The 24247-nt window shown below is 74.0% G+C and carries 24 protein-coding genes and 1 pseudogene; 8 read left to right on the forward strand and 17 right to left on the reverse strand.

The annotated features are described in order from the left end of the window. Window positions 1-753 carry a class I SAM-dependent methyltransferase gene (locus tag ACFYMU_RS30710; protein ID WP_388380177.1) on the reverse strand — a complete coding sequence of 251 codons (753 nt, stop codon included), beginning with the start codon at window positions 751-753 and terminating at the stop codon, window positions 1-3. A gap of 483 nt (window positions 754-1236) precedes the next feature. Here ACFYMU_RS30710 and rho point away from each other — a divergent pair, with 483 nt between their 5' ends. Together rho and ACFYMU_RS30720 are read left to right on the forward strand one after the other, a co-directional pair. Then, window positions 1237-2469: a transcription termination factor Rho gene (gene rho, locus ACFYMU_RS30715; RefSeq protein ID WP_388380180.1), complete on the forward strand. Its 1233-nt coding sequence runs from the start codon at window positions 1237-1239 to the stop codon at window positions 2467-2469. Window positions 2470-2578: 109 nt separating this feature from the next. Beyond that, window positions 2579-3403: pseudogene (locus tag ACFYMU_RS30720) on the forward strand (D-alanyl-D-alanine carboxypeptidase family protein); the annotation flags it as partial. Window positions 3404-3486: 83 nt separating this feature from the next. Here ACFYMU_RS30720 and ACFYMU_RS30725 read toward each other — a convergent pair. The 11 genes from ACFYMU_RS30725 to ACFYMU_RS30775 all read right to left on the reverse strand — a co-directional run bounded on the left by ACFYMU_RS30725 (window position 3487) and on the right by ACFYMU_RS30775 (window position 13486). Beyond that, entirely contained in the window at window positions 3487-4839 is a 1353-nt protein-coding gene (locus tag ACFYMU_RS30725) for a glycosyltransferase 87 family protein (RefSeq protein WP_388380183.1), read from the reverse strand. Further along, entirely contained in the window at window positions 4836-6224 is a 1389-nt protein-coding gene (gene mptB / locus ACFYMU_RS30730) for a polyprenol phosphomannose-dependent alpha 1,6 mannosyltransferase MptB (protein ID WP_388380185.1), read from the reverse strand. The genes ACFYMU_RS30725 and mptB overlap by 4 nt, the downstream gene beginning before the upstream one ends. Before the next feature lie 566 nt (window positions 6225-6790). Next, entirely contained in the window at window positions 6791-7819 is a 1029-nt protein-coding gene (locus tag ACFYMU_RS30735; protein ID WP_388380188.1) for an asparaginase, read from the reverse strand. A gap of 73 nt (window positions 7820-7892) precedes the next feature. Next, on the reverse strand, window positions 7893-8570 hold the full coding sequence (locus tag ACFYMU_RS30740) for a FadR/GntR family transcriptional regulator (RefSeq protein WP_388380358.1): 678 nt from the start codon (window positions 8568-8570) through the stop codon (window positions 7893-7895). Window positions 8571-8732: 162 nt separating this feature from the next. Next, window positions 8733-9566, reverse strand: a complete 834-nt coding sequence (locus ACFYMU_RS30745) for an undecaprenyl-diphosphate phosphatase (protein WP_388380191.1) — start codon at window positions 9564-9566, stop codon at window positions 8733-8735. A gap of 102 nt (window positions 9567-9668) precedes the next feature. Then, the gene (crcB, locus tag ACFYMU_RS30750) at window positions 9669-10037 is read right to left on the reverse strand and encodes a fluoride efflux transporter CrcB (RefSeq protein WP_388380193.1); all 369 of its coding nucleotides are present in this window, start codon (window positions 10035-10037) and stop codon (window positions 9669-9671) included. Then, complete coding sequence (locus ACFYMU_RS30755; RefSeq protein WP_388380360.1) at window positions 10034-10414, reverse strand: DUF190 domain-containing protein; 381 nt, start codon at window positions 10412-10414, stop codon at window positions 10034-10036. Before ACFYMU_RS30755 ends, crcB (ACFYMU_RS30750) begins: the two co-directional genes overlap by 4 nt. 35 nt (window positions 10415-10449) lie before the next feature. Beyond that, on the reverse strand, window positions 10450-10926 hold the full coding sequence (crcB, locus tag ACFYMU_RS30760; protein ID WP_388380196.1) for a fluoride efflux transporter CrcB: 477 nt from the start codon (window positions 10924-10926) through the stop codon (window positions 10450-10452). Window positions 10927-11121: 195 nt separating this feature from the next. Beyond that, complete coding sequence (locus ACFYMU_RS30765) at window positions 11122-11850, reverse strand: hypothetical protein (RefSeq protein WP_388380199.1); 729 nt, start codon at window positions 11848-11850, stop codon at window positions 11122-11124. Between the two features lie 93 nt (window positions 11851-11943). Continuing rightward, entirely contained in the window at window positions 11944-12834 is an 891-nt protein-coding gene (locus tag ACFYMU_RS30770) for a hypothetical protein (RefSeq protein WP_388380363.1), read from the reverse strand. Between the two features lie 49 nt (window positions 12835-12883). Then, window positions 12884-13486 carry an RNA polymerase sigma factor gene (locus ACFYMU_RS30775; RefSeq protein WP_388380201.1) on the reverse strand — a complete coding sequence of 201 codons (603 nt, stop codon included), beginning with the start codon at window positions 13484-13486 and terminating at the stop codon, window positions 12884-12886. Window positions 13487-13677: 191 nt separating this feature from the next. Between ACFYMU_RS30775 and ACFYMU_RS30780 the strand changes: the two genes are divergently transcribed. The 4 genes from ACFYMU_RS30780 (at window position 13678) to ACFYMU_RS30795 (ending at window position 15682) form a co-directional block, all read left to right on the forward strand. Further along, window positions 13678-13818: a hypothetical protein gene (locus ACFYMU_RS30780; protein WP_388380204.1), complete on the forward strand. Its 141-nt coding sequence runs from the start codon at window positions 13678-13680 to the stop codon at window positions 13816-13818. Window positions 13819-13975: 157 nt separating this feature from the next. After that, the gene (locus tag ACFYMU_RS30785; protein WP_388380207.1) at window positions 13976-14662 is read left to right on the forward strand and encodes a hypothetical protein; all 687 of its coding nucleotides are present in this window, start codon (window positions 13976-13978) and stop codon (window positions 14660-14662) included. A 185-nt stretch (window positions 14663-14847) separates the two neighbouring features. Then, window positions 14848-15198 (forward strand): VOC family protein, encoded by a 351-nt coding sequence (locus ACFYMU_RS30790; RefSeq protein ID WP_388380210.1) that lies wholly within the window; start codon window positions 14848-14850, stop codon window positions 15196-15198. A 79-nt stretch (window positions 15199-15277) separates the two neighbouring features. Continuing rightward, window positions 15278-15682: a MarR family winged helix-turn-helix transcriptional regulator gene (locus ACFYMU_RS30795; RefSeq protein ID WP_388380213.1), complete on the forward strand. Its 405-nt coding sequence runs from the start codon at window positions 15278-15280 to the stop codon at window positions 15680-15682. A gap of 58 nt (window positions 15683-15740) precedes the next feature. On the opposite strand, the gene ACFYMU_RS30800 is transcribed toward ACFYMU_RS30795, so the two are convergent. After that, window positions 15741-16142 (reverse strand): SseB family protein, encoded by a 402-nt coding sequence (locus tag ACFYMU_RS30800; RefSeq protein ID WP_388380216.1) that lies wholly within the window; start codon window positions 16140-16142, stop codon window positions 15741-15743. A gap of 218 nt (window positions 16143-16360) precedes the next feature. Here ACFYMU_RS30800 and ACFYMU_RS30805 point away from each other — a divergent pair, with 218 nt between their 5' ends. Beyond that, window positions 16361-17632, forward strand: a complete 1272-nt coding sequence (locus ACFYMU_RS30805) for an alpha-L-fucosidase (RefSeq protein WP_388380218.1) — start codon at window positions 16361-16363, stop codon at window positions 17630-17632. Window positions 17633-17712: 80 nt separating this feature from the next. Here ACFYMU_RS30805 and ACFYMU_RS30810 read toward each other — a convergent pair whose 3' ends face one another. Beyond that, the gene (locus ACFYMU_RS30810) at window positions 17713-18693 is read right to left on the reverse strand and encodes an Lrp/AsnC family transcriptional regulator (RefSeq protein ID WP_388380221.1); all 981 of its coding nucleotides are present in this window, start codon (window positions 18691-18693) and stop codon (window positions 17713-17715) included. Between the two features lie 117 nt (window positions 18694-18810). Between ACFYMU_RS30810 and ACFYMU_RS30815 the strand changes: the two genes are divergently transcribed. Then, window positions 18811-19614, forward strand: a complete 804-nt coding sequence (locus tag ACFYMU_RS30815) for an inositol monophosphatase family protein (RefSeq protein WP_388380224.1) — start codon at window positions 18811-18813, stop codon at window positions 19612-19614. 92 nt (window positions 19615-19706) lie between these two features. Here the strand turns inward: ACFYMU_RS30815 and ACFYMU_RS30820 are convergent, their stop codons facing one another. The 3 genes from ACFYMU_RS30820 to ACFYMU_RS30830 all read right to left on the reverse strand — a co-directional run bounded on the left by ACFYMU_RS30820 (window position 19707) and on the right by ACFYMU_RS30830 (window position 24163). Further along, window positions 19707-21554 carry a phospholipase C gene (locus tag ACFYMU_RS30820; RefSeq protein WP_388380227.1) on the reverse strand — a complete coding sequence of 616 codons (1848 nt, stop codon included), beginning with the start codon at window positions 21552-21554 and terminating at the stop codon, window positions 19707-19709. A 174-nt stretch (window positions 21555-21728) separates the two neighbouring features. Further along, window positions 21729-22958, reverse strand: a complete 1230-nt coding sequence (efeB, locus tag ACFYMU_RS30825) for an iron uptake transporter deferrochelatase/peroxidase subunit (RefSeq protein WP_388380230.1) — start codon at window positions 22956-22958, stop codon at window positions 21729-21731. Next, complete coding sequence (locus tag ACFYMU_RS30830; protein ID WP_388380233.1) at window positions 22955-24163, reverse strand: EfeM/EfeO family lipoprotein; 1209 nt, start codon at window positions 24161-24163, stop codon at window positions 22955-22957. Before ACFYMU_RS30830 ends, efeB begins: the two co-directional genes overlap by 4 nt. Between the last annotated feature and the right edge of the window lie 84 nt (window positions 24164-24247).

Here is a 24247-nt window from a genome sequence, read left to right on the forward strand (position 1 = left end):
TCAGGCCGTCCGGGGCCGGGGCGTGTCGCTCTCCCGCGTGGCCACGACCAGCCGACAGCGCGGGCTGCCGTCGGGCCGGCGGCCGAGGTCCTCCAGCGCCTGGTGCTCCACCGTGAAGCCGGCGCGCGTCAGTTCGCGCCGTACGTCACCGAACCGGAACGTCCGGTAGTACATGACGAACGGGGGCCGCCAGAGGGCGTTGCGCACCCGCATCGCGGTGTCGAAGCCGAGCAGCGCCCAGTACCAGGGCGAGGCCGGGCCCGGCGGGGCCCCGATGGGGAACGCGAACCGTCCGCCCGGCCGCAGCACGGAGTGGACCTGGGCGAACAGACCGGGCAGTTCACCCGGTACGAAGTGCCCGAACGCCCCGAAGCTCACGACGAGGTCGAAGGCGGGGCCGAAGGGCAGGGCACGCGCGTCGCCGCGCACCCAGGCGACCCGCGGCGGTTCGCCCGCCCGTACCCGCTCCCGTGCCACGGCGAGCATCCCCGCGCTGAAGTCCACGCCGGTGACGCTCTCCCGGCACACGGCGCGCAGCATCGCCGTCCCCGCGCCCGTGCCGCAGCACAGGTCGAGCCCGTGGTCGAACGGCCCCCCGGCGGCCAGGGCCCCCGCCACGGCGTCCAGGACGGCGTCCGGCGTCCGGAAGGGGGTGAGGTCGAACTTGGGTGCGAGCAGGTCGTAGCCCCGCTCGACCGAGGACAGCGCCTGAACGGCCAGCTCGCGGAGAGTGGGACCACGTCGGGAGAACATCACGGCCAGCTTAGGCCCTGCCGTTCGGATCACCCGCGTCGCGCGCGCCTCCCCGGAGGTGCTGCTGGTGGTCGTCAACCCGCGACAGGACGAGGCCCGTTACCACGCCGGGGCGGGCGGCCCGGGGCCGCCCGCCCCGGCCGCCCCGTACCCGGTCGTGACGCCGGTGGCCCGTCGCCCCCTTCCCGCCGGCCCGGGGGCCCGGGGGCCGGGGGCCGGGGGCCGGGGGCCCGGGGGCCGGGGAATGCACGGCGCCATCGGCGCGTTCACGAGGGTGGGCCGCAGCATCCGGCGGTCACGCGCCCGTTCCACATCGCCGTGCGCCGTGACGGGTGCTACAGTGCGATGAGCACCTGTGTACGCCTCTCTCGGGCGCCGGTGCCAGTTCTTCCTCAGTTCGCTGATCGTCCCGCCGCATCCGGCAGGTGCGTCAGCTTCCCGGCAGCATCTCGCGAGCAGCGTGTTTCCGCCGTACCCGAGGTGATGCTCCCCGCCGTACCGAGGTGTGACCATGCCGCCTCCCCGGCTCCTCCTTCCCTGTTCTCCCCACGTTCCGTCTCCGAAAGGACCCCCATGACCACCACCCTCGAACACCCTCCTGCCCAGCGGGAACTCCCGCCCCAACTCGTCACCGGCGTCCTCGACATCGACGGGAACGGAAAGGGGCACCTGCGGGCCGAGGGCTGCCTGGCCTCGCCCGCCGACCTCCAGGTCGCCCCGGCGCTCGTCCGCCGCCACGGGTTGCGCAAGGGCGACACGCTCGTCGGCACCCACGGCGGGCAGCGCACCCTCACCGAGGTCGAGCGGATCAACGGGCGCACACCCGACGAGCTGCGCGGCCGTCCGCACTTCCGGGACCTGACCCCGCTGCACCCGCGCGAGCGGCTGCGGCTCGAACACCGGGCCGCGGGCCTGTCCGGGCGCGTGATCGACCTGATCGCGCCCGTCGGCAAGGGGCAGCGCGGGCTGATCGTCGCCCCGCCCAAGACCGGCAAGACCGTCCTGCTCCAGCAGATCGCCGCGGCCGTCGCCGGCAACCACCCCGAGTGCCGTCTGATGGTGGTGCTGCTCGACGAGCGGCCCGAGGAGGTCACCGACATGCGGCGCTCGGTGCGCGGCGAGGTGTACGCCTCCACGTTCGACCGCACCCCCAAGCAGCACATCGCGCTCGCGGACCTGGTCGTCGAGCGGGCCAAGCGGCTCGTCGAGCAGGGGCAGGACGTCGTCGTCCTGCTCGACTCGCTGACCCGGCTGTGCCGGGCGCACAACAACGCGGCCGCCGCCGGCGGCCGCACCCTCAGCGGCGGCGTCGACGCGACCGCCCTGCAGGGCCCGAAGCGGCTGTTCGGCGCCGCGCGGCTGGCGGAGGAGGGCGGTTCGCTGACCATCCTCGCCACCGCCCTGGTCGAGACCGGCTCCCGCGCCGACGACTTCTTCTTCGAGGAGCTCAAGGGCACCGGCAACATGGAACTCCGACTGGACCGCGCGGCGGCCGGCCGCCGCGTCTTCCCCGCCGTCGACATCACCCCGTCCGGCACCCGCCGCGAGGAACTCCTGCTGTCCGCCGAGGAACTGACGGCGGTCCAAGGGCTGCGCCGCGCCCTGCAGTCACGCGACGGGCAGGCGAACCTGGAGACGCTGCTGGAGCGGATGCGGGCCACGCCCGACAACGCGACGTTCCTGCGCCACATCCGGCCCACGCTGCCGTCCGGATGACCCGCCCCGCTCCGGCCGGGCCCGGGCCGTGCTGCATCCGGGTGCACGATCCGCCCACTCGGCCCAGGGAATCCGGGCGCAGGCGGTCTCCGTTCCTACCGTGATCCATATGACCATCGGATTCCCGTCTCGTGCCGTCGTCTCCTGCTGCGCCCTCTGCGCGGTCGGCGCGCTGACCCTCGTCCCGCAGCCTGCCGCCGCACGCGCGCGCACCGGGCCCGGCGCTCCGCCGCCGACGGCCTCCCAGCCACCGCTCCTGTACGGGCCCGGGACCCATGTGCTGCCGCGCGGGGGTACCCCCGAGGTCCCGGACGTGTCGGCGCTGTCGTGGCTGGTCGCCGACGCCGGCACCGGCGAGGTGCTCGCCGCGCACGACGCGCACCTGCCCCTGCCGCCCGCCAGCACCCTCAAGACGCTGTTCGCGCTCACCGTGCTGCCGAAGCTGCCCGGCGGCACCCGGCACACCGTCAAGGGACAGGAACTGACGGGCATCGGAGCCGGCAGCAGCCTCGTCGGGGTCAGCGAGGGGCAGACCTACCGGGTGAGCGACCTGTGGAAGGGCGTCTTCCTGCACTCCGGCAACGACGCCGTGCACGTGCTGGCCGCGCTCAACGGCGGCGTGGAGACCACGGTCCGCCAGATGCAGGACAAGGCCCGGGCCCTGGGTGCCCTCGACACGCACGTCGTCTCGCCGGACGGGTACGACGCCGTGGGGCAGGTGTCGTCGGCGTACGACCTCGCCGTGTTCGGCCGGGCCGGGCTGCGCGACCCGGACTTCGCGCGCTACTGCGCCACCGCCGCGTCGAGCTTCCCCGGCAGCGCCGGCTCCTACGAGATCGTGAACACCAACCGGCTGCTGACGGGCGCCGACGGAGTGGCGGCCTACCCGGGGCTGCTCGGCATCAAGAACGGCTACACCAGCAACGCGGGCAACACCCTCGTGGCCGCCGCGCGCCGCGGCGGGCGCACCCTCCTGGTGACGGTGATGAACCCGCAGGAACGCGGCGGCTTCCGGGTCTACGAGGAGGCCCGCTCGTTGCTCGACTGGGGATTCGCCGCCGCGGGGCGTGTCAGGCCGGTCGGCTCGCTGCCGCCCGACCGGTCCTCGGCGCGGACGGCACCCGTCGTCCGGGCGGCGGCCGGGGACGACGGACCCGGCTGGCCGGAGACCACGGGGGCGCTGGCGGTGGCGGCAGCGGTGGGCGCGGGCGCGGTGGCACTCACGAAGCGCCTCAAGGGCGGCCCGCCGCCGGGCGGGTGACCCACCGGCAGGCCCAGCAGCAGCCCCAGGGTGATCCACACATATGTGTTGCCGCCGAGGAAGCCGTCCATCCCGGACGGGTCGTCGAACCACAGCCACACCACGCTGCTGCACAGCACCGCGTACAGGGCACCGGCGGTCCGCAGCCGGCGCGCGTGCACGAGCACGGCGAACGACGGCAGCAGCCAGACGAGATGGTGCACCCAGGTGATCGGACTGACCAGACAGGCGGCGAGCCCGGTGAGGGCGAAGGCGGCCTGCCAGTCGCCGCCCCGCAGCGCGCGGCGGGCGCGCCGCAGCCACACCGCGAGGACGAGGAGGACGAGCAGGAGCCAGACGGCGCGGCCGGGCTCGCCCGGGGCCGCGAGCCGGGCGAGGACGCCCTGGAGGGACTGGTTGGAGATGTAGTCCGTGCGGCCGACGCGGCCGGTGTCCCACAGCGCGTGCGTCCAGTAGAAGCGGGAGGCGTCCGGCGCCGCCCAGGCCGCGAGGGCGGTCGCGGACACGGCGACGGCGGTCGCCACCGCCGCGGCCCGCCATCGGCGGGCGAGCAGCAGCAGACCGATGAAGAGCGCGGGGGTGAGCTTGACGGCCGCCGCGAGTCCGATGCCGGCGCCGGCCCGGTGCCCGCGCCCCGTGGACAGCAGCCGGGCGTCGGCGAGCACGAGGGCCAGCAGCAGGAGATTGACCTGCCCGAAGCTGAAGGTGTCCCGCACGGGTTCGAACAGCGCCAGGGCGCAGGCGGCCAGGGCCCAGCCGAACCAGCCGTGGCGACCGATGCCGCGGCCGGCGAGGATCCACAGCACGACGGCGACGGCGGCGAGGTTGAGCAGCAGCGCGAGCAGGATCGCCGTGTCCGGGCCGACGAACGCCATCGGCAGCATGCCGAGCGCGGCGAACGGCGGGTAGGTGAAGCCGTACGCCGTGCCCGGCACCCGGTAGTCGTAGATGTGGCCGCCGTGGTGCACCCAGGCGTGCACGGTCCCGTAGTAGACGCGCAGGTCGAACCAGCCGCGCAGCAGCGGCACCGTGGCGGTGAAGGCGGCCACGGCGGCGGCCAGGCACAGGACGAGGGCCAGCCGTCCCCTCTCGGTGCCCGGTGGTCTCACGCGGTCCCTCCCAGTACCGGGGCCTGGGCGGCCTGGTGCGCCTGCCAGAGCACGACCACCGCGAGGACTCCGCCGGAGACGGCGAGGACCACCTGGGCGAGGTCCGGCGGACCGCCGCTCGGCAGCACGGCGAGCGCGAGGACGGCGGTGGCGGCGGCCACCCGCCGACGCACGGAGGCGCTGGGGGCCGCGGCGGCGATCAGGAACAGGCCCCACAGGGCGTACCAGGGGCGGATCGCCGGGCCGAGAACGGCGACGGCGGCGAGGCTCAGGCCGAGCGCGTACACCGGGGCCGGCCGCCACCGCAGCCAGACGAACAGCACCGCGACCGCGGTCGCGAGAAGTCCGGCCCCGTGCCAGACCGGGATCGCGAGGGGCGCCAGGCCGCTGCCGAGTCCGTCCAGCAGATGCGCCGTGACCCGGCCGAGGACGCTGGTGGGCGACCAGTTGTGCGGCGAGACGGGTGTCCTCAGGGCCGCGATCCAGCCGTATCCCGTGCCCACCACGGCGGTGGCCACCACCGTGGTGGCGAGCGCGGCCGCCGCGGTCGTGGCCGCCGCCCGCCCGAGGCCGACGTGCCGCCGCAGCACGATCACGGCCGGCAGCCCCAGCACGGCGGGCACCTTGACCAGCGCGGCGAGGGTGACGAGAACGACGCCGAGGAGGTGCAGGCGGCCGCGGGCGGCGAGCAGGCCGACGCCCAGCAGTCCGAGCATGACGGCGTCGTTGTGGGCGCCGGCCACCAGATGCAGCAGCACGAGCGGGTTGAGGACGCCCAGCCACAGCGCGGCGGCCGGATCGACGCCGCACTGCCGGGCGAGCCGCGGCAGCGCCGCCGCCATGAGGGCCACTCCGAGGAGCGCCACCAGTCGCATGCCGAGGAGCCCGGCCGGCACCTGGCCCCGGGTGAGGCCGGACAGCCCGGAGGCGACGGCGAGGAAGACCGGTCCGTACGGGGCTGCGGTGTCCCGCCACACCGGCGCGACCTCGGCGGCCAGCGGGCCGCCGAGCCGCGCGGGTCCGTGGGCGTAGACGTCGATGTGGGCGTCGACCATGGCGCCCTGGGCGAGATAGCTGTACACGTCCCGGCTGAACAGCGGCGGCGCGAGCAGCAGCGGGGCCGCCCAGGCGGCCAGGACCAGCAGCAGGGCGCGCGGGGTGGGCGGTTCGGGCCCGCGGACCACCCGGCCGAGCAGCGCCCACGCGGCGATCAGCAGGACCACGCCGAAGTACACCCCCACCAGTCCCAGCGCGGCCCGCCCGGAGTCGGGGGGAACCAGGTCCGCGGCCGGCAGGGCCCCGGCGGTCTCACCGCCCAGCGCGAGAAAGGCGGTACCGACCACACCGAGCACCTGGCAGCGGCGGAGATCGACGGGAAAAGCCATGGCCAACACCCGGGCAGCGTGTCAACGCGGTGTGGCCGGAAGGCGACGCCCGCCCCTCTCCGGGGCGGCCTGCGCGTGACCGGCGTGTGCGCGGTGAGCGGCGTGTGCGCGGTGACCGGCGTGTGCGCGGTGACCGGCGTGCCCCGCGGGACGGTGCCGGCCTTGCGCCGTCCCGCCGTTCCGTGCGCCGTGCTCACCGGCCGGGCGCACCTCCGGCGCGCCGCCGCCCCGCGACCGCCTCGGGCCGCGGCGGCGCCGCCGGTCGGCCGGCCGGCGACAGTCCCTTCCCCAGGACGAGTGCGCGAACGCCGCGCCCACCGGCGTGAGCCCGTCGGCGACGGCCGCCTCGCGGCCGATGTGCGGGTCAGGACGGTGACCAGGGGCAGTCAGGTGACCGCGACGAGGTGGCGGTGCGCCGGCCCGGCGTGTCCGGCGTATCCGGCGTATCCGGCGTATCCGGCGTATCCGGCGGGGCGTTGTCGCCCGTGCCGATGGCGGTGGCGGTGGCGGCAGCGGCCTTCCGCGTCTGAAGCAGGCCGAGTTCCGTTCCGGAAGGGGCCGTCAGGTCAGGCGCGGGCCCGGACGAGCGGGTCGAGCGCGCCGACCGGCCGTACGCGTCCGACCGGCTCGCCGCCGCCGAGCAGCGGCTCGCCCGCGAACCCGGTGAGCACGGCCGGGTCGACTCCCGCGCGGGCGAGGGCCGCGGCGGCGACCGGGACGCGCGCCCGGTTCGCCCCGTCAGCGATCTTCACGGCGACGGCCCGGCCGTCCGGCAGGGCGGCGACCTGGACCCCCTCGAAGCCGTCCTTGGCCAGCAGCCCGGGCACGGCGCGCATCAGGGCGGCGATGTCCCGCCCGGCGCCGGAGGCCATCTCGGCGTGTGCGCGCATCGCGTCCGCCACCCGCGCCTCGGGGCTGCCGGCCGGTGCGGCGGCGATCCGGGCCGCGGCACGCGCCAGCCCGCGCAGCGACACGGAGAACAGGGGCGCACCGCAGCCGTCGACGGTCACCCCGGCGATCGGCTGACCCGTGAGGTCCTCGACCGTCTCGGCGACGGCCCGCTGGAGCGGGTGGGCCGGGTCGAGGTAGTCCGCCGGCGGCCAGCCGTTGAGCCCGCAGGTGTACAGCATGGCCGCGTGCTTGCCGGAGCAGTTCTGGGCGAGCCGGGACGGCGGACGCCCCTCGCGCACCCAGGCGTCGCGGACGACCGGGTCGTACGGCAGGTCGGGGACATTGCGCAGGTCGTCCTCGGTGGCACCGGCCGCCACCAGGATCCGGCGGACGCCGGCCAGGTGCCGCTCCTCGCCGGAGTGGCTGGCCGCGGCCAGGGACAGCAGCTCCCGGTCGAGCGGCAGCCCGGCCCGCACCATGGCGACGGCCTGCACGGGCTTCAGCGCCGAGCGGGGCAGGAAGGCGGCCTCGATGTCACCGAGCCCCAGTTCCACGGTCCCGTCCGTGCCGAGGACGACGACCGAACCGTAGTGGACGCCTTCGACGATTCCGCCGCGTATGAGGTGGGCGACGGGGACGTGGCGGGGTTCCCGGATCACGGGAGCCGCCGACGCCGGACGTCCGTTCAGCACTGTGTGGTTCACACTTCACCTTGAGGGGTCACTGAGGACTTGCGGGGACTCGGGGGGACTCGGGGGGACTCGGGGGGACGCTCGCTCACACCGTGGGCCCGCCGTCCGCGGGATCGTCCGCGGACCGGTGACGCACGATGTCGCTGAGGGTGGTCCGCACGCGGTCGAGGTGGTGGGTCATGGCCTCCACCGCGTCGAGCTCGCTGCCGTCGGTCAGCGCCTCGACGATCGCCCGGTGCTCGCGGTTGGACTGCTCGCGCCGGCCGCCCAGTTCGTTGAGGAAGGCCGACTGGCGGGCCAGCGCGTCCCGGATCTCCTCGATCACCCGGCGGAAGACCGGGTTCTGGGCGGCCTCGGCCACCGTGAGGTGGAAGAGCGTGTCCATGGCGACCCACGCGGTGGTGTCCGTCTCCCGCTCCATCCGGTCCAGGAGGTGGGCCAGGCGGTCGAGGTTCTCCGGGGTGCGGCGCAGGGCCGCGTATCCGGCGACGGGGATCTCGATGTGGCGGCGCACCTCCATCAGGTCGCTGGCCGCGTAGTCGCCGAAGGTGGGGTCCTCCACGGTGCCGGCGACGACGAAGGTGCCCTTGCCGGTCCGGGAGACGGTCAGGCCCATGGTCTGCAGTGCCCTCAGGGCCTCGCGCAGCACGGGGCGGCTGACCTCGAGGGTCCGGCACAGTTCCGCCTCGGAGGGGAGCTTGTCCCCGACGGCGTACTCACCGCTCTCGATCGCGTTGCGCAGATGGCCGAGGACCGCCTCCATGGCGCTGACGCGCCGCGACCCCGCGCCACCTGTCTGGCTGTCTGACAGGTTCACGAGGCGAATCCTCGGGGAGACCTCGGGGACCTGTCAAGGTCCCCGCCGGGAGAGGTGTACGGAGCGCGAGACCGTCGGCCGGCCTCGCGCCCCGCGGGTGCGGCACCGTCAGTCGAGCGCGCCCGTCGAGAGCAGGCCCAGCAGCACCACGCCGATGACGATCCGGTAGACGACGAAGGCGTTGAAGGAGTGCTTGGCGACGAACTTCAGCAGCCAGGCGATCGAGGCGTACGCGACCACGAACGAGACGATGGTGCCCACGGCGAGCGGAGCGGCACCCGCGCCCGTGCCCAGGGCGTCCTTCAGTTCGTAGATACCGGCGCCGGTGAGGGCCGGAATGCCGAGGAAGAAGGAGAGGCGGGTGGCGGCGACCCGGTCCAGATCGAGGATGAGCGCGGTGGACATCGTGGCGCCGGAGCGGGAGAAGCCGGGGAAGAGCAGGGCGAGGATCTGCGAGGAGCCCACCAGCATCGCGTCCTTGAACGAGGTGTCGTCCTCGCCCCGCTTGTGTCGGCCCATCTGGTCCGCAGCCCACATCACCCCGCTGCCGACGATCAGCGACGCCGCCACGACCCACAGCGAGGCCAGCGGGCCGTCGATGAGCGGCTTCGCGGCCAGGCCCACCAGGACGATCGGGACGGTCGCGGCGATCACCCACCAGGCGAACCTGTAGTCGCGGTTCTGCCGCTCCTCGCGGTGCAGCAGGCCCCGGAACCACGCCGAGACGATCCGCACGATGTCCTTGAAGAAGTACACGAGCACGGCCGCGATCGCGCCGACCTGGATGACGGCCGAGAAGCCGACGACGGCCTGGTCGTCGACGGGGATGTCCATCAGCCCCTCGGCGATCTTGAGATGGCCGGTCGAGGACACGGGGAGGAATTCGGTCACCCCCTCGACGATTCCGAGGACGACGGCCTGACCGACGTTGATGGCGCTCATGGGATCCAGTTCTGAGAAGGTGGTCGACAGTGCTGTAGACGGTGGTGCTCTAGAAGGTTTTACTACGCGCCGGTGACAGCCGCCGACCGGGGTCGACCGGGGTCACAGAGCCCGGGCGAACGAAACCCCGGCAAAGGCGGCGCCGAGGCCCGCTGTCACGCTCGCGACGACGTTGGCGGCAGCGTAGAACCCCGCCCCGGTCTCGGTCAGCCGAAGGGTCTCGTAGGAGAAGGTCGAGTACGTGGTCAGCGCCCCGCACAGGCCCGTGCCGAGCAGAAGCTGCAGATGGGGTGAGGCATGGCCGGCGGAGGCCGCGCCGGTCAGCAGGCCGAGGACGAAGCAGCCCGCGACGTTCACGACCAGGGTGCCCCAGGGGAAGACCGTGTCGTGCTTGAGCTGCACCGCGCGGTCGGTGAGGTAGCGCAGGGGCGCGCCCACCATGGCGCCGACGATCACCAGCAGCCAGTTCACAACGACTTCTCACCTTTCCCCTGCGCGCCGTGCGGTGCGCCGCCCCGCCCCACGTACCTGATGACCTCGCACTCGTCGAGGGTCACCAGCCCCTCGGTGACCAGTTCGTCCAGCTGCGGGAGGAACGCGCGGACGCGTTCCTCGCCGTCGACGACGACGACGGCCACCGGCAGGTCCTCGCTCAGCGACAGCAGCCGGGACGTGTGGATCAGCGAGGAGGCGCCGAAGCCCTCGATGCCGCGGAAGACGCTCGCGCCGGCCAGTCCGGCGGCGTGCGCGCGGTGCACGATCTCGGCGTACAGGGGCTTGTGGTGCCAGGTGTCGTGCTCGCCGACGAAAACGGTCAGGCGCAGGGCCCTGCCGGTCAGTTCTGTCATCGCCGCCTCCGCGGGCCGCCGGTCGAAGGTCTCGTTCATCGCTGCCGCCACGCCAGGACGCGTCGGGTCGCCGCCACGGCGAGCCAGACCGCCGCGAGGGCCCCGAACAGGGTCGCGCACAGATACGCGAGCGCGGTGCGCGGACGTCCCGCGTCGATCAGTCTCTGGATGTCGACGGCGTACGTCGAGAAGGTGGTGAACCCCCCGAGCACGCCGGTGCCGAAGAACGGCCGCGCCAGCCGGTGGGCGGCCCACACATCGGTGATCACGACCATGAAGACGCCGATCACGGCGCAGCCGGCGAGGTTGACCCAGAAGACCGCCCAGGGGAATCCGCCGGCCGGCGCCGGCCACAGCAGGGAGGCGGCGTAACGGGCCGTGGCGCCGGTGCCGCCGCCGAGGGCGACGACCGCCACGACGGGGCCCTGACCGTGCCAGGTCGACGGCCGTCGCGCGGCCACGGGCGCGGCGGCACGGGTCTCGCCGACGCTGTCGGGGTGCGGGACGCTCATGGGGATGTGCTTCTCCTACTCGCCGGGGCCCCGCCGAGGGCAGGCTCGATCGCAAGTAGGGACCGTTGGCGGCGGTGCCGCGGTTCGGGTACGGCGGGCCCCACCACCGCGCCGCGAGACGTGCCCGCGGCCGGGGAACAGGGTAACGCCGAGTGCGCGGGCCGCGCACCGCCGTGCTCGTGGCGGCGGGACGGCTCACACGTCCCTCAGCTCCTGCCGGGGCCCGGGCTCCCGCCGGTTCCGCAGGCGGTCCGGCAGCCCCGTGACGAGGGGGCGCAGCAGCAGGGCCAGTACGGCCCCGCCCACGGCGCCCGGTATCGACCACCACCAGCCGGTACCGCCGCCCGCCCCCGTCGCGGCGGCCGGCGGGGGTGCGGTCCTCGTGCCGGTGCTCGTGCTCGTGTTCGGTGCCTCGGGGACGGCGGACTGCCAGGGTGCGGGAGCGATGCCGGAGTATCCCGTGTCCGAGGTTCCGCCCATCACCCCGAGCTTCTCGAGGAGGGTGCGCAGCCGGGCGGGGTCCGTGGCGCGGTGCCAGTAGCCGTTCAGTGATGCGGGCACGTTCGCCGCCGTGTGGATCCAGACGGCACCGGTGCCGTCCGGGAAGACCCGGTCGAGCCGCCAGGGCGAGAAGTCGTGCGCGAGCCATGTGACGTTGATCTGCCGGCTGTGGACCGGGTCGGCCCCCGGCGGCTTGTCGCGGGTGCCGGTGTCGGGCTCGCCGAGCAGGTGCAGCAGCTGTCCGTACTCCTTGTCGGAGAAGTACAGCGCGGTGGCCTTCGCGCTCCGCGGTGACGTCACGAGCACACTCGTCGGCCCGCCGGCCGCGGCGGAGGGGGCGCCCCACACCATCACCGCGAGCAGCACCGCCGACACCCACGCGGGCGCCGCCGGTCTCCGGAGCCTGCCTGTGCTTCTGCTCATCCGAACCCCCGGTCGGCCGATTCCCCTGCGGCCCGCCACCGAGCCGCGATGTCACTCCTGGTACACCGCTCGGGCGTCCGGGGTTCCCGGCACTCAGGAAGTGCCGCGAACCGCGGTGACGGATCTCGCGATCGCCACGGCCCGGCTCTGCGACGTCACCCCCTCCAGCCGCAGCGTCACCTCTCCTCCCCCCGTCCCCGGGGTCCACAGCAGCGTCGGCCCCGCCGTCCGCTCCTGGCGCGTGTAACGCCTCCCCTCCGCGTCCACCAGCCAGAAGCCCAGCACATGGGGCCTCGGGAACCACAGGCCGACGTCGGTGGTTCCGACGGCGGAGGTGTCCGGGTCCAGCGGTATCCACTGCGGCGGCTCGCGCACCCTCTTGACGAAGCCCATGTCCAGTCGGGCGGGATACTCGTCCAGCCGGACCGTGTGCCCGCGCTCGCGCCAGCACAGGGTCACCAGGAACCGTCCGTGGGGCTCGCGGGCCACCGTCACCGTGTCCGGGGCGCCGAGGGCGTCCGGCACCACCGGTGTGAAGCCCGCCCGGTGCCGTGCCTGCGCGAGCGAGACCGACCGGCCGCAGCCCGGTACCTCGGTACCCGGCGAGGGCACCGCCGACGGGTCGTGGCGCACCTGGACCCCGCCGAAGTCGAACCAGTCGACGACCGCCGCGCGCACCGGGGGCGTGAGTGCGAGCACCATCAGCAGCCCGCACAGCGCCCCGGTCAGCGCACGCCGGCGCACCCGTGTCCAGTGCCGTACCGCTCGCAGCCGCTCGGCGGCGCCCGGGGGCGCGGTGACCGGATGCGGCAGCCGCTCCGCGCGGATCCGCGCCAGGACCCGCTCAGCCATCTCCTCGGCCCCACCGGCCGCCTGTCCGTCCAACGACCGCCCCAGGTCCCGCAGTTCCTCGGAGAGTCGGGCGGCCTCGACGCGCCGGCCCCGGCCGCCGGGAACGGGAGCGGAGCCGGTGCCGGTGCCAATGCCGGAGCCAATGCCGGTGCCGGTGCCGGTGTCCTCACGGTCGGATGGGTCACCCACGCTCGTCACCCCCTTCCCGAGGCCGGAAGTCCGGCAGCAGGCGGCCCAGCTTCCGCAGGGCGCGGTTGAGCCGGGACTTCACCGTGCCGCGGGGCCAGCCCAGGGCCTGAGCCGTCTCGGACTCGTCCATCTCCAGGAGAAAACGGTAGGTGACGACCAGGCGGTGCTCCTCGCTCAACTTCTCCAAGGCGGTGAACAGGGCCGCGCGACGCTCCGTCTCCAACGTCGCCGTCATCGGATCCCCCGATGACGGTCCCGGTGACTCCGCCGTCGCCAGGGCCGCCTCACGCCCGACGAGCGTGCGCCGCCGGGCCGCCGACCGCACGGTGTTCCTCGCCTCGTTGGCGACGATCGCGAGCAGCCACGGCCTGAACCGCGCACCGTCCTTGAAGCGCCCGAGCGCGCAGTACGCCTTCACGAAGGCCAGTTGCACCACGTCCTCGGCGTCCGCACCCGCCCCCAGCGCGGCGGCGGCCCGCAGCGCGCTGCCCGTATGGGCACGCACCAACTCCGCGTACGCCTCCGGCTCCCCGGCGCGCACGCGAGCGATCACCGCGGCCTCGTCGACGATGCGGCCCCCCTCCCGCGTTCTCACACCTGTGCTACACCGCCGGGCGCGGATCGGTTCCCCCTCGGGTGCGACCGGTTCCGGCTCGCAGCGGCGTCGCGTCCGGCGCGCCCCAGCATGTCCCGGCATGTCCCGCGGTCTCAGCATGTGAGCGCTCTCTCGGCGACCGTCCCGGCGTCTCGTTCAATGGGTGTCCGCCGGATCCGAGGAGACCTCTCATGGGTGAGCATGTTCACGTTCGCATCGCGAACGGTCTGAGTGTGGGCGAGGACGGGGACCTGATCGAGATGTCCCGCTGCCGCTGCGGCGCCACGTGGACGAAGACGTACCGGGTGGACGAGGGCACCTCCGAGCGGTGAGCGCCGTCGGCGTCACATGATCCGCACCCTGTGACCGCTGTGTCCCGGCTCCGTGACACCGGCCGTCACGGTGCTGCGGCGCGGCGAGGACCGTTGCTACGGTCCGGCTCGGGGGTGCGGCCGACTGGGCCGCCCGTGACAAGGGGGGACGTCCCAGATGAATGCCGACCGCCTCAGACCCGCCGTCGTCGCGCTCACGGCCGTGGCGCTGGCCGCCGTGCTGGCCGGGTGCCGGGAGGGCGGGCCCACCGCGGGTGCCCACGCGACGCCGCGCACGAGCGCCACGGCCGCCTCCGGCGGCACGCCCGCCGGGAAGCCCGACGCGACGCCGGGCACGGGCGCCACGGCCACCTCGTCGCCCGGCGCGGCCGGCGGCGGCACACCGGCCGGGAAGCCTGCCGGAAAGCCGGCAGGGAAGCCGGCAGGGAAGCCGAAGGCCAAGCCGGCTTCGAGCAGCGCGGCGCCCTCCGCCGGCTGTGTCAGCGAACCGCCGGACCCGGACCATGTCGACCCCGACGAGTTCGCCGTCTACCGGGTCGAGGAACTCGACGGCAGCACCGGGAAGGTGAATCTGGTCATCCAGCACGGGGCGTGGGGATGCCCCGGGACCGACGGCGACGGTGTGCCGTTCGTCGTCACCGGTGAGGACAGCCGCTGGGCCCTCGACCAGGCCGCGTACGTCACGGCCACCAATCCCATCACCGACAGCAGCGAGAACCGGCGGATCGGCGTGCAGGAACTGATCGACTGGCTCGAGGCGCACCCCGACTCCGGCCTGGTGTTCAAGTACCAGACCGGCGACGACGGCGCCATCCACCGGCTGGACCAGGTCTACGCGCCGTAGGCGGCATGCGCGGTCGGCGGTGCCGGAACCGTGGCGTCGCGGGAAGGGCCCCGGGGTGGCGGCCGAACGGATCCGGCGGCTGCGGTCCGACCGGTCAGGATTCGAGAAGCCACGCCCCGCTCCCCCGCCCTAGCGTGGGACCGCCGGCGAACGACGCCGGACCACGTACCGCGGAGGAGCACACCATGACCGCCGGCCTGAAGACGATCATCTACCCCGTCAAGGACCTCGCACGGGCCAAGTCCCTGTTCAGCGCGCTGCTGGCGGTGGAGCCGTACGCGGACGAGCCGTACTACGTCGGGTTCCGGGACGCGGGACAGGACGTGGGCCTCGACCCGAACGGGCACGCCGCGGGCATGACCGGTCCGGTGCCCTACTGGAGCGTCTCCGACATCAGGGGGCGCCTCGCGGCCCTGCTGGAGGCGGGGGCCGAACTGCTGCAGGACGTGCGGGACGTGGGCGGCGGCAAGCTGATCGCGTCGGTGAAGGACGCGGACGGCAACCTCGTGGGGCTCACCCAGGATCCCGCCGCGTAGGCGTCGCGCCGGGCATTTCCTTTGCGCCCACACTAGTTGCACGGTAAACGAAATGGCCGCCTTCTGTTACCGTGCCGGTATGGCAGCGAAGACGGCCGGTGCCCGGCTCGAGGAACAGTGGCGGGACATCCTGTCCGTGCACGCGCGCACCATGTGCGAGATCGACCGTGTGCTGCATCCGCACGGGCTCGGCGCCAGCGATTTCGAGGTGCTCGACATCCTGGCCGCCGAGACGCCCGCGGAGGGCGACCAGTGCCGGGTGCAGAACATCGCCGGGCGGGTGCATCTGAGCCAGAGCGCGCTGTCCCGGTTGATCGGCCGGCTGGAGAAGGACGGCCTGGTGCGGCGTTCCGTGTGCGAGGAGGACCGGCGCGGGGTGTGGGTCGCCCTGACCGAGAGGGGCCGCGCGCTGCACGCCCGGGTGCTCCCGCTGCAACGCGACGTCCTGTCCCGCACGCTGACCGACCTGACGCCGCCGGCCTGACCGGCCGGCATCCCGGACTCGGGCCCGTCCGCAGGCGACGGGCCCTTCCGTGTCACCCCTACGGCCGGGCCAGCAGGGTGCGGACCCCCTCGGAGTCGAGCGTCAGCCCGTGCGGCGAGGCCGCGTCGATGGTGAGCAGCAGGTCGTCGGTGGGCCACTGGGCGGCGAGCGCGCCGAGCGGCACGAGGCGGTAGCGGGAGACGAAGGGCAACAGGTCCGTCATCTCCGTCTCGGTGGTGAACACGGGCACCGCCTGCTCGCCGTCCGGCTGCTCCAGGACGGGCAGCGCCACGGCGTTCGGGTCGGTGGCGTCCTCCTCGGTGACGTCGTCCGGCACGGGCACCAGTACGTCGCTCCCGGCCAGCGTGTCCAGCGCCTCGGAGTCCTCGGCGTCCACCGCGAGGGTGGTGAGTGCCGCCTGAGCCGCGGTCGGGTGACGGTCGTTCTCGGGTATGTCCATGGCAGATCCCCAGGTCGTGGCGGACGGGCACGCCCTAGGAGCCATCGGCTCCGGGCTCCCGTCGCGTACCCGCCCGGGGCCGGGGCAATCATTCCGGCGCGCACCGGACCACCGGGGTCGGTCCTGCGGTTGCCGGGCGTCGGGCGCTCGGGCTCGGGCTCGGGCTCGGGCTGGTGAGCAACGCCCGCAGGGGACGACGCTGTGTCTAGCGTGGGCACATGCCGATGCAGCCCTGGTTCCCCGACGCCAAACTGGGCGTCCTCATCCACTACGGCATCTATGCCGTGGACGGAGTTCCCGAGTCCTGGTCCTTCTACACGGGGCAGATCTCCCACGAGCAGTACATGAGCCAGCTCGACGGCTTCACCGCGGCACGGTACGATCCGCGCGCCTGGGCCGCGCTGTTCGCGCGCGCGGGCGCTCGCTACGCCGTGCTGACCGCCCGTCACCACGACGGCGTCGCCCTGTGGGACACCGCCCACGGCGACCTGGACGTGGTCCGCCGCACCCCGGCGGCACGCGATCTCGTCACCGGCTACGTCGACGCGCTGCGCGAACGGGGCCTCAAGGTCGGTCTCTACTACTCGCACTCGGACTGGAACCATCCGGACTACGCCAGTGTGCGCCACCCTGAGGCGCCGGACGACGACACGACGGCCAACCGCTGCTCCCATGCCGCCCCGGGCACCGAGGACCCCGCGGCCTGGGCTCGTTTCCTCGCGTACCGCAACGCCCAAGTGGGCGAGCTGGTCGAGCGGTTCCACCCCGACCTGCTGTGGTTCGACGGCGAGTGGGAGCGCACCGAGGAGCAGTGGGGCATGCGGGAACTGGCCGAGCTGATCCTGGCCGGCAACCCGGACGCGGTCCTCAACGCGCGCATGCTGAGCCACGGCGACTACGCCACGCCCGAGCAGGGCGTTCCCGTACTGGCCCCGGACGGGCCGTGGGAGCTGTGTCTGACGGTCAACGACTCGTGGGGCTTCCAGCACCGGGACCACAACCACAAGTCGGTGCGCCGGCTGGTGCGTCACTTCACGGAGACGATCGGGATGGGAGGCAACCTGCTGCTCGGCGTCGGCCCCCGGGAGGACGGCACGATCCCGGCGGCACAGGCGCAACGTCTGGAGGGTCTCGGCACGTGGATCGCGCGCCACCGCGACGCCGTGTACGGGACGGTCGCCGGGCTGCCGGCGGGGCACCACTACGGGCCGAGCACCCTGTCCGCCGACCGGCGCACGCTGTATCTGGTGTGTTTCGACGCACCGCGCGAGAGCGTGGCGGTGCGCGGGCTGCGCAACCGCGTGCGCCGCGTCACGGTGGCCGGCAGCGGCGCCGAGCTGGGTCACCAGGTCACCGGCGGTCTCCACGAGGTACCCGGTGTGACGTGGATCGACGCGCCCGCGGTGGCCGACGTCGACGAGTACGCCACGGTGCTCGCCGTCGAACTCGACGGCGAGCTGGACCTCTACCGGGGGACCGGGCGCGCCTGACGCGGGCGGGTCTTGCGCCCGTCCCGAGGCGGTCCCGCCGGTCAGCCGGCCGGCGCTTCCGCGCCGACGCGGGGCACGGCTCACCGCCGCCGCACGTCCGGTGCCCTTCCCGGGCGTTTGACGGCGTGGCCGACGATGACGGTCTCCGTGCCGTCGACTCCCAGCTCGCCGAGGTCTCGGGTGATGAACCGGTAGAGGTGGTCCAGGTCGCGTACCCAGATCGCGGCGTGCAGGTTCGACGGGCCCGTGGTGGCGAACGCGCCGTGGACGGCGGGGTGGGCCGCCAGCGTGCGCCCCACCGTGTCGAGCCGGCCGGGCGCGACGCGCATCATGACATTGGCGTCGATGAGGAGCCCGAGCCGTCTCGGATCGACCACGACGTGGGAGAGGAGCCGGCCGCTCCCGGCGAGCCGGGCGATGCGGCGCCGGACCGTGGATTCCGGGTGGCCCGTGCGGGCGGCGACGGCGGCCGCCGGTGCCCTGGCGTCGTCCTCCAGCGCCGTGAGGATGTCACGGTCGATGTCGTCCGGCGGTGCCGGCGCCGCGGCGGGGCGCGGGGGGCGCACCGGGGTGAGGGCGGCGCGCTCGGTGTCGCTGAGGACGGCGTGCCGCCAGTGGGTGGCCTCGGCGAAGACGTGCAGGACCGTGTCCGCGGCCACCGAGGTGACGGCGCGGGTGGCGGGCAGTTCCCGGAACACCAGGTGGTCCCGGGTGCCGGGCCGGGTCCACGAGACGGCGAGGATCTCGTCGCCGGACGCCGACACGTCGACGAACGGGATGTCGGGACGGGCCGCCAGGGCGGCCGTGAGTGTGTCGAGCCTGCCTCCGAGCACCCGGATCCGCAGGAACAGCGCGCCCACCGGGTCCGGCCTGGCGGGCAGGGTGATCACCCGGCAGGTGCCGTCGGCGGCCATGGCCCGCCAGCGCCGGTGCACGGTGCGCGGGTTCAGGCCGAGGACCTCGCCGGCCCGCTCGGCGGTCAGACGCCCGTCGCACTGCAGGGCCGCGACCAGCCGTTGATCACGCTCATCGAGGACCGGATCCGCCGTTTCGAGGGCCATGGAGGGCAGTATCGCTCACGCGGACCGGCCGTCGGGAGCCGCGGCCACCGGAACCACGGACGATCGACACCTCGACCGATTCACCCCTCGACCGATTCACCCGGACCGGAGCCGAAGATGACGCACCACGACCTGCTCGCCCCGATGGCCGCCGCCGCGCAGGAGGTGGGCGAGCTGCTGCTGGCCGCCCAGCGGCCCGCGCCCGTCACCTCCCTCGACGAACTCGCCCGCGTCTACGGCGCGTTGGAGGCGCCGGCGGTCGCCGTCATGCGCCGGCACCTGGATGCGCTGCGGCCCGGTGTCCCCTGGGTGGACGAGTGGGACAGCCGTGCCGTGCTGCCGGACGAGGGCGAGGTGTGGGTGGTCGACGTCGTCGACGGCGCGGTGCAGTTCCTCCAGGACCTGCCGCAGTTCTGTGTGAGCCTGGCGCTGGTCCGCGGCGGCGAGCCCGTGGCGGCCGCCCTGCACGCACCCGTGCCCGGCGAGACCTACCTCGCCGCTCTCGGTGGCGGCGCCACCCGCAACGGCCGTCCGATCGCCCCGTCGCCCAAGAGCGATCCGGCCGTCGCCCTGGTGGCCACCAGCCAGCCACCGTTCCTCACCCGTCTGCCCCGGGCCGCGGACGAGGCGGGGGCCTCCCTCGCGGCCGTGCTGCCGTGCGTGGGCGCCGTACGCAATCTGGGCCCCACGTCGTGGCAGATCGCGGACACGGCGGCCGGACGCCTCGACGGTTTCTGGGAGTTCGGCCCCGACGACGCCAATCTGCTGCCGGCCGCCCTGGTGGCCCGTGAGGCGGGCGCCCTGGTCACCGATGCCGAGGGCAGGCCCTGGACCGCGGGGGCCGACAGCTTCCTCGCGGCACCTGCCGGGCTGCACCCGCACCTGGTGGCGGCGCTGGGCCGGCGGCGTCGGGCGGCGTGACGTGCGGGCGGCGGCCCCGGGCACCAAACGGAGCCACCGCCCGCCGCCCGCCATCCGCCGCCCGCCGTCCGCCGTCCGCCGTCCGCGCGGGATCAGGCGGTGCCGCGCTGCCTGCGGCGCAGCGTGAGGAAGGTGCCCGTGGCACCGGCCGCCACGAGTGCGCCGGCCGCAATGCCCACCGGGACTCCGGGGAACGAGGAGGCGTCCGTGGCCGCCGCCGTGTTCTGCATGGCCGGGCCCGGGGTGATGCCGGTGGCCACCGCCTTCACCGCCCTCACCGGGCCGACCGACCTCACCGAGCCGTCCGCGTTCAGCAGCACCTGCTTGTTGTTGGGGTGCCGGAAGTCGAACATGCCCGCCAGCGAGCCGGCCGTGGCGTCGAAGGAGTGGTCACCGATCCGGCCGGTGTGCCAGTTGTCCTCGATGAAACGGATGATCGAGGACTGGTCGGTCGGCGTGTGGTCGACCCTGTCGACCTTGCTGTACGGGGACACCACGAGCAGCGGCTGACGGGTGCCGGGCCCGCAGCGGTCCGCGTAACCGCCCGAGGCCGCCGGGCCGGCCTGGCAGGCCGGACCGTCGGTGGGCCTGCCGTTGGAGCCGGGCGAGGTGTCCGTGGAGCCGTTGCGCGGGGCGACGTAGGCGTGGTCGTACCAGCCGTCGGAGTCGTCGTAGGCGATGACGACGGCGGTCGACCGCCACTGCGGCGCGCTCTGGATCGCGTTGATCCGGTCGACGAGGAAGTGCTGCTCGTCGATCGGGTCGGAATAGCCGGCGTGGCCGTCCTGGTACTCGGGTGCCTTGACGAAGCTCACGGCCGGGAGCTTGCCCGCCTTGAGTGCGGCGTCGAAGTCGGTCAGGTCGTAGTTGTGGTTGGCCGGGCCGGCGTGGCCGATCTCGTCGACGCTCCTGGGGGGCAGGTGGTGCGGGTTGGACGTCGACTTGTAGTACTGGAACGGCGAGTGGTGCGGGCTGTAGTCGACGACCGAGGCGCCGCCGACGTTGGTGTGCGTGGTGTCGCACTTGGCGTAGTGGCCCTGCTCGCCGTCCCACGCGATGGACGGCCGGAAGCCGCCCTGGAACCAGCCCCAGCTGATGTCACGGGTGTTGAGCACATCGCCGATGTTGCGGCCCTGCATCGCCGCGAGGGCGTTGGTGCTGGTGTGGTCCTTGCCGGAGCAGTCGTCGTACGCCGGGTCGGGGTCGTTGACGACCGTGCCGACCCCCTCCGCGTCGGGCGACTTGACGGTGTACGCGTCGGGTGTCGAGGTCTGCTCGGGGTTCTCGGTGCCGGAGGCGGGGTCCGTCGAGACGACGCCGTGCGTCTGACCGGAGACCAGGTTCAGTGCGCCGGGGGTGGAGGGCCCGTAGACCGAGCTGAAGGACCGGTCGTTGAGGGAGTAGTGCTGGGCGTAGTTCCACAGCGCGGTGACGGTGTTTCCGTCGTAGTAGTCCATCACCAGGCCCGGTTCGCCGAACAGGCCGCCGCTGCACCTGCCGACCTCGGTGTTCTCCACGTACTTGTCGGCCTTGCCGCCGTCTGCGGCGTACTGCTCGGCCCCGTAGGAGTGGTTCTGGTCGCAGGTCATGGCCTGCGAGGGAGCGAGCCGCTTGGGCAGGTACTGGTTCGGGTTCTTCGTGAGCAGCCCCGCGTGCGCCAGGGTGTCGATGTCCTTCGGGGTCCTCTTCGACGCCGTGAACCTCGTGCCGTCGGTGTTCGCCGCCTCGGGGTAGGTCGCGAAGTAGTGGTCGAAGGAGATGTTCTCGCCGAAGAGGACGACGACGTGCTTGATCGGCGTGGCCGTCGGCGTACGGCCGTGATGCTGTCCGGAGGACGCGGCGGCCCAGGTGGGCGCGTTGCCACCGAGCACCGTGAGCGCGGCCGCGCCCGCCAGCGCTCCCAGGGTCCGTATCGCCGCTCGTCTTCTTGTGCTGCCCATTCTGGTCACCCTCCGGACGCGGATGTCTTGCGCGGTACGGATCAGGATGCTCCGCCGGGCGGTCGGCGCCCGGGCGGAACCATGATGACCTCGCAGTGAACACCCGGTCAGGAAAGCGCGGCCGAAGCTTGACCGTGTATTGACCAGCGGGGAAGGCGAGTTGTCCGAAAGGGGTCAGCCGAGCAGGGCGCGCCCGTACCAGTCGGCGGCGTCCCGCACGCCGGGCAGGGCGAAGAAGTAGCCGCCGCCGAAGGGCTTGATGTAGTCGGTGAGGGGCTCACCCGCCAGGCGGCGCTGCACACTCTCGAACTGGCGGACCGGGTCCTGCTGGTAGCAGCAGAACAGCAGGCCCATGTCGAGGTCGCCGTTGACGTCCGTGCCCCGGTCGTAGTTGTAGGCGCGGCGCAGAATCCGCTGGTCGGCGGTGTCCGCCGTGCGCGGGTCGGCGAGCCGTATGTGGCTGTCCAGCGGGATCACGTCGCCCTTGGGGTCGTCGGCGTACCTCGGGGCATCGTGCTCGGCGTTCCCGTCGAGGGGCGCCCCCGACCCGCGGGCGCGGCCGAAGATCCGCTCCTGCTCGCCGAGGGAGACCCGGTCCCAGAACTCCACGAGCATGCGGATCAGCCGCACGACCTGGTAGCTGCCGCCGACCGCCCAGTCCGGCTCGCCCGCGTCCTCGCCCACCCACACCAGGCGGTCCATCGCGCGGGCGCCGGTGGCGTCGGGGTTGGCCGTGCCGTCCTTGAATCCCATGAGGTTGCGGGGAGTTCCGGAGGGCCGGGGCGGGCTGGTGAAGCCGTCGAGGCGCCAGCGGACCTGCAGTCCGCCGCGGGTGTGCCGGGCGATGTCGCGCAGCGCGTGCAGCACGATGTCCGGTTCGTCGGCGTGCAGGTGGAGGCTGAGGTCGCCGTGACACCACTCGGGGCGCAGGTCGTCGTCCGGGAAGACGGGCATGGCCCCGAGCCGGCGGGGGCGGTGCGCGGCGAGGCCGAAGCGGTCGTCGAAGAGCGCGGCGCCGACTCCGACGGTGACCGCGAGCCCACCGGACGGTACGCGGACGCCCAGGATGCCCGAGTCGGCGGGCGGCCCGGTGATACCGACGGGCTCGGGCGTTCCGCCCGAGGTCAGGAAGCGGGCGCGGGCGGTGAGGGTGCGCAGGAGGTCGATGAGTTCCGTGCGGTCGCCGGCGGTCACGTCGAACGCGGTGAACGCGCTGACCCGGCGCGGCAGGGCGAGCACCGAGCGCTGGTGGGGCCCGTGGAAGGGCACGGCGGCGGGCGCACCCGCGTCGTCCGCCGTGCCCGGCGCGGCCCCTCCGCCCGCCGCCAGCCCGGCGCCGGCGAGAGCCGCCCCGCGCAGGAAGCCGCGCCGGGCGACCCCGCCCGTCCCGTGCGCCGTCGTCATGCCGTCCTCCGCGGATCGCAGAGCGTCGCCACCCGGGCGAGCCGCTCCACCAGGTCGCCGAGGACCGCGTCGACCTGTTCGCGCCGGGCGCGCCGCAGACGGTCGAGGGGGGTCCAGCGACCGCCGTGGCGGAAGCCGTCCAGGGTGCGCCGCGCCCGGGTCACCGCCCCGTCCAGGCGCGGCAGATCCGCGTACCGGGTGGTGAGCAGGGGACGCAGCCGGGACAGGACGGCGCGCGTGCCGTCGAGTTCGGCCTCGGCCGCCGCGAGGCTGCTGCCGCTGCCGTAGTCGGTGCGCCCGGTCAGCTCGGACCGCAGGGTGTCCTCCAGGATCTCGTGGGCCCGCAGCCCGAGCCGGGCGGGGTCCATGCGGGTCTGCGCCCACCGGTGGCGCAGCGTGGTGGCGTCGTCGAGGAGGGCGGCGGCCGGGGCGCGCAGGGTGTGGGCCGACTCGCCGTGCCAGAGTCCGTACTCGATGCGGTGGAAGCCGGTGAAGGTCGGGTCGTGGACGCCGCCGGGCAGGCCCGCGTCCGTCCTGTCGATCCGCTCGCCGACGTCACCGAAGGCGTCGTAGGCCCCGCCGAGCCGCTCGTACGCGAGGTGCGCGGGCAGCCAGGCGGTACGGGCCCCGGCGAGGTCCCCGCGGTCGATCGCGGCCCGCAGCCGCACGGTCAGCCGCACCACGTCGTCCAGGCCGCGGCCGACCCAGGTCTGGTAGCCGATCGCCAGGGGCACCAGGTCGTGCTCGGTGACGGGGGCCGCCGCCGGGCCACCGCGACCGCGGGTGAGGCGCACGGTGGGTCCGACGACCGCGTCGGCGTCGTCGGGCACGCACTCGAAGGCGTACTCCCCCTTGCCGAGTCGTACCGTCAACTGCCGTGTGGTGCCCGGGGCGAGACCCTCCACCTCGCCGTACACCAGCCGGCTCCCCGGGTCCTCGAGGTACACCTCGGCCGCCCCGTCGGAGGTGTTGCGCAGGTCGAAGACCTGCACCCCCGGGCGCGGCCTGTCCCAGCCGCGGCCGCAGCCGCTCGGCGACACCTCGATGGTGGTGTGCACCAGCCCGTCCCCCGCGGCCCCGCCGGCGCCCGCGCGACCACCCGCGCCGAGGGCCGCGGCGAGCAGGGCCGCCCCGAGCGCTGCGACCAGGAGCCCCCCGGCGGCCCGGAGTCGGGCCCGCCGTGACGTGCGGCCGGCAACCGGCATTCCTTCCGCGCCTCCCCCGGACGATGTGCGAACCCGCCGACCGCACCCGCGTCCGGGAGCGATCACCTCATGCGACCTCATGCT

The organism is Streptomyces sp. NPDC007264, assembly GCF_042869095.1.
Taxonomy (GTDB): domain Bacteria; phylum Actinomycetota; class Actinomycetes; order Streptomycetales; family Streptomycetaceae; genus Streptomyces.